This window comes from bacterium, assembly GCA_026398675.1.
In the GTDB taxonomy this organism is placed as follows: Bacteria; RBG-13-66-14; RBG-13-66-14; order RBG-13-66-14; family RBG-13-66-14; genus RBG-13-66-14.
In genome coordinates, this window is sequence record JAPLSK010000019.1 from 1 (window position 1) to 5,587 (window position 5,587).

The window sequence follows — 5,587 nt, forward strand, 5'->3', positions numbered from 1 at the left end:
AGGTGTTCCCCTCGAAGACGTACGAGACCGAGGCGGAATTGGTCTGGGTCTGGCCGGCGAAGTTGACCGCGGCGTCGTCCACCCGGGCGACGATCTCGATCGTCACCGTGGTGGGGGCGGTGATCTCGTCCCAGGTCACGCTCACTGTTCCGGCGGCGGGATCAGCGGTGCTGGTCGTCCAGGTGGCGGGGCTGACCGTGTGGGAGAGGTATTCCAGCCCCGGGATCGGCAATTGATCGGTGATGGAGACGTTGGTGTAATTCGGGTTCTGGAATTCGGCGGTGAGGGTGAAGTAGACGGTCTCGCCGATGGTGGCGACGGAGTCGGAGTCCTTGGAGAAGGACGCGTTGGCGGCGTAGGCCTCGGTCCGGTCCCAGGAGTAGCGGCAGCCGGTGGCGTTCCCTCCCGCGTCCACGCACTCGCCGACCACTTCGGCCTCGTGGATCAGGGACACACCACCCCCCCCCCACGTCGGCCGTGATCGTGTAGGTGCGGCTTCCGGTGGATAGGATCGCCCCTCCCCCGACGACATCGGTGGAGGCGAACCAGACCGTGTTCCCGATCACTCTCCCTTCCGTGGAGGCGAGGTTGGAGTAGCCGGCGGCGAGGGTGTGCTCGACCACCCAGTTATCCGCGGCGGTAGTTCCATTGTTGGTCAAGGTAACGTTGAAGGTGGTGGTCCCGCCGCCGAAAACGATCTGGGTGGCGGGGAGGATGCCGAGGTCGAGGTCGGCGTAATCCGGGGTGACGGTCTGAGCGCTGAAGGTGATCCCGTCGGTGACGTGAACGCCGCAGGTGTTGTCGTAGCTTCCGACCACGGAGCCGGAGACCGGCGGCGGGGGCGGCGGGTCGATATCGGGGTCAGTATCGCAGGAGAAATCGGACGGCTCGCGGTAGACCTGGAAGTAGATGGTCAGCGTCTCGCCCGCGCCGACGTAGTCGTTCCCGTCGGCGATATTCCCGCCCCGGGACGCGCCGGCAAATTTCAGCTGCTGCGGCCAGCCCCCGAGATCGAACGGTTCCTCCTCGGACGGGCTGAAGGTGTGAGAGGAGAACGAACTCTCGATCGTCGCCCCGCCCCCGGAAGCGTCGTAGTAATAACCCTGGGGGACGGTGTAGGTGAAGTCGATATTGTCGGCGGTGGCGCCGTCGTTATGAACATAGAAGGTGGCGAGGCCTTGGCAGGTGTCGAAGTCGGAGAGAGTGTGGGTCCCGGGGAGCTCGAAGTCCACCTCGGTCACAAGGTCCGTCAGATAATTCTTGCCCCCCGAGACGCAGCCGAGGCTCTGGCACCCCCAGGAGACGTCGACGCGGTTATAGGAAACGGCCTGGCAACCGTCTCCGTCCACGGTGGCGAGGAGGGTGGCGATAAAGGGGAGTTCCGTTCCCACAAACCAGGAGGCCACTTGGCCGTTCTGATAATCCGGGGCGGGGTTCGCCGACACATAGGTGACCGTGTCCGGAAGGGTGTCGGTCATGGTCACGAACTGGGCGGGGGTGGCCCCGGAGTTGCTGAGGGTGACCATCCAATACACGGTGTCCCCGGAGTCGGCGATGACCGGGGCGGCGGAAAGCGGACCGCCCGGATCCTTCGTTTCGTTCCGCCCCTCCTTGACGATCTGGACGTCCATATCGTTGAGGGCCAGGGTGGCCAGAGTCTCATCGGTGCACTCGTATTCGCCGCAGGGGGGGTTCGGCGTGCCGGTGAATGAGCTCCAGACCGCCCCGTTGAAATAGCGGTACTCCGAACTGCCGCCGACGTAGTTCGCCCCGACGGGGATGGCCTGCGCGGCGCAGAGGTTGTAGATGTGGGTCTGCCCGGTGTTCTTCACCTCGAAGTACACCGAGGCGTTCTGGCAGAGGTCGACCGCGACCGGGAAGGTGGTCACTCCGAGAAGCCCGGGGGGCGGGATATATACCGTCGAGGTGGCCCAGTTCGAGGTCTCGCAGTAGGCGGTGAGGCAGCCCCACTCGGCGTAGGTCCGGTTGACCATGTCGGTGCAGCCATCGACGGTGGCGGTAAGGGTCACCCCGACGTTGCCGCCGGGGAGGAGGTCGTTGATGAATCCTTCCCCGTCGAGGTCGGAGAGGCCGCCCCAAGTGGCGGCGAGCGACTGGAAATTCCAGGTGACGGTCTTGCCGGCGACGGACTCCGGAACCGGGCTACCGTAGTAGTAAGAGAGGTTGGTCGAGAGGGTGTCGATGATCACCACGTTGTAGGCGGCGCCGTCTCCCCCGTTCAGGAGGTTGATCGACCACGTCGCCAGCTCCTGGGTCGCGTAGTACTTTTCGGGCCGCTTGCTCAGCGAGATATCCGGGGTTCTCACCCAGAGCGGCTGGTTCGGGCCGGCGGAGGCGGAGGATTCCCGCGGGAACGTGCCGTTGTCGCAGCGGTCGTTGTACTCCACCCGGGCGTAGTAGGTGTGGATGTCGGCTGCGCAGGGAGAGCGGAGGCCGATTTGGATGGATCCCACCGAGGAGAGATCGCCGCTCCCTGAACCCTGAGCGGCAAAATCCCAGCGGAGCTCCCCCGGAGTTGCCGTGTCCGGCTCGAAGGCGGCGATGCTCCCGCTCTGGTCGGTAAAGGTCCCGGTGAAAGCGGTGGACCCCGGGAGATAGTAGTAGTTGTCGTTCCCGTCGCCGTCCGGGTCGAGGCCGAAGGCGGCGAGAAGATCGTAGGCGATATAGCCGTTCTTGGTGAGCGACATCGTGTAGGTATCGACGCCGCAGGAGTCGATGATCTGGGGGCCGGAGAGGGAGACCCCCACGCTCGTCCGCTCAACCGAGACCGCGATCCAGTTCGTCTCCACCCCGCAGCCGCCGCCAAGATCGAGGTCGGTCCGCTCCCAGGCGGAACCCACGGTGTCGACGGCGGTGAAGGTGTAGCTGACCTGAAGGGTGGTCGCGCTCTGGGGAGAAAGGGCGGGAGAGGAGTCGAGGCCGGAGAGGTCGACGATGTAAGTTCCCCCCGCGCCGCCGTTATCGGTGACGTAGGTCTGGTAGTTGAAGCTGTCCACGCTGACCTCGTCCAGGGAGGCGAGCGTCTGGCCGAGTTCCATGCTGCTTCGGAACGAGGCGGAGGACCAATCCGATGGAAGGTCGCCCGTCCCCAGGGTATAGGTGACGGTATAGGAAAGGTTGGTGCAGACCTCGGCCGTCCCGCCGCCGGAGAGCGCGACCGAGGCGACGCAGTTATCGAGATCGCAACCGGGGGTGTCCTCGACGGGAAAGGTGACGGAGGCGGAATCACCGGGGATAAGGCAGTTGAGGCAGTCGATGCCGGCGCTGACCGTGGCGGTATTGGTGTAGAGGCCGGGCGCGGGGCCGGCGCAGGGGTCGCCGCCGGGGGCGGCCATCTGGAAGCTCACCTGAAGGGTGTCCCCGCCGTTCAGGGTGAGGCCGGTCCAGGTGATCTCGCCGCCGGCGTCGGAGCCGCCGTCGGAGATGGACTGGATGTCCCAGCCCGCGGGATAATCGTCGGTGATGGTCGGCGCGAATCCGTCGGGCCCCTCATAGTTCACCTCGACGGTGAAGGTGATGGTGTCGTCCCCGTTGACCACACCGGGATTGTTCTTGCTGATGGAAAGCGATGGCAGGCCGGTCATGGAAATCGGGTAGACGGCGACCGGCGGAGCGAAGGGGTGGCCGCAGCCGTCGGTGTAGCGCGGCGTCCAGAGAGTGATCTGGGAGGAGGCGTTGGGGGGGCAGATGCCGTACGGCCAGCCAATGTCGCAGGAAAAATAGACCGTATCATTGGCGGGGACCGTCCCCACCGTGAACTCCCCGTTCCCGCTGTTGTAGGATGCCCCGATGACGTTGCCGATGTCGTAGCCGGTGGCGTTCAAGTTGGTGTCGAGGACGAGGCCGTAGGCGGGACCCACGGCGGGGTCATAGCCGTTGGTCACGGTGACCGTGATCGTGGTCTGGGAACAGTAATCGATCCCGGTCATCCCGGGGTCGAGGGCGAAGGAGAGGGCGGGGTGCTTCTCGACCAATTCGATCGTGGCGGTGGCGGTCCCGGGCGGAACTTCGGTCGCGGTGTCGAGGCAGACGGAATCGGGGACGGAGACCATCCCGGCGCAGCCGAAGAGCGCGTCGGCGTCGTTGATGATATCCGCGCAGGAGACCACCTGGGCGGTGAGGGCGATCTCCACCGCGGTATCGGGCGGCATTTCAGCCAGTGCCCCGATCTCCGCGCTCGTCCAGTAGTAGGTGTCGGGGCCGCCCCCGCCCTGGGGGGAGGGGTTGGCCGAACCAAAGGCGAGGCCGGAGGCGAGAGTGTCCCGGACCACGACATTCTTGATCGAGCCGAGCCCGCTCGACTCCACCCGCACCGTGAAGGTCACCCAGTCCCCGAGAGACGCCGGCTGGACGACCGGGTTCTTGATCACGTTGATGTCCCCCGGATAGACCGTAACGAACATGGAGTCGGCGTCGCTCTGCTGATTCGGGTAGGGGAAATCGAACCGGACCACCGCGTCGTCCTGCCCGCTTATGCCGTCGCAATCGACCTCCAGGTTGAACTGGAGGCTTATCGTCTGTCCCGGCCGAAGCAGTATTTCGGTCCCGACCCCGAAAAGGGCGTCCAGATCCCAGGTCAGGCCGTCGCTGACGATGGCGGGGTTGGCCCAGGGGCCGAAGAGCGTCCCCTGGGGGGTGGCGAGGACTGCGGAATCATTCTGGAAGACGAAGCCGTCCGGCGGCACCGTGTTCTCGATCACGATGTTTTCCGCGGTCTCGGTCGCCCAGGACGGGTTCTCGACGGCGATGTAGTAGGTGTGCGCCTCGCACTGGTTGGATTCTTCCGCGCCGGTGAGCGAGACGACCAGGGGAAACCCGATTTTGGGGAGAAGCAGGAAAGAGGCGAGAGCCAGAATGCCGCTTAATGTATTCCTCATCGGTTTCCCTCTTAGACTGTTCCGTACAAGGTGCGGCGCATCCGCGCCGCACCTTACACGGAACAATCTATAGGCCGCCTTGTGCCACATCAGAAGATGGTGGATAATGCGAAAGATCCCAGATTCCCGTATCTACCCCAAAGTGGATATTTTGTCAAAATAATTTTATCACACAATGTAATGCCTCAGTTGCGCGGCGGGCGCGCGGCCCGGAGCGGGCTGGCGGAGGCATGGCTGCCAAACGTAGCTTATTCGCTCTGGACAATGGATCGGCTTGACCGGCATCAGGAGGTATCCGAGCGGAACAGAAGGCGATAGACATCCGCCGCCGGGTTGAGAGCCAGAGCGTCCAGCGCGGCAGTAAGAGCTTGCACGGGGTCTTTGCTTCTTTTTTTTAGAGTCAACAAGACACTCATAAGCGTTTCGCGCGTCTGCGCGCCGGCATCGGACTGAGAACCGAAGCTGACCTTGCGGGCGATGACCAGAGGTCTCAATTCTCGTTCCGCCCGGTTGTTTTCAGCCGGGATCCTCGGATCCTTGGTCCAGCGATACAGGCGCCGGCTTTTTTCCCGGAAGATGTTCTGAATACGCTGGATCCCCGGATGCGAGGCGGGAGCGTCGATCGTTTTTTCGATTGATTTCCGGATTTGCGCGGCCTGCTGTTTGAACTGCCGTTTGGACAGAGGGTG

At 64.0% G+C, this 5,587-nt stretch carries 2 protein-coding genes; both read right to left on the bottom strand.

What is annotated here, in order from left to right; genetic code table 11:
- Positions 1–161: 161 nt before the first annotated feature.
- Entirely contained in the window at positions 162–4,898 is a 4,737-nt protein-coding gene (locus NTW26_00245; protein ID MCX7020703.1) for a hypothetical protein, read from the bottom strand.
- 284 nt (positions 4,899–5,182) lie between these two features.
- The coding region (locus NTW26_00250) for a transposase (protein ID MCX7020704.1) at positions 5,183–5,587 on the bottom strand (405 nt) is incomplete at its 5' end.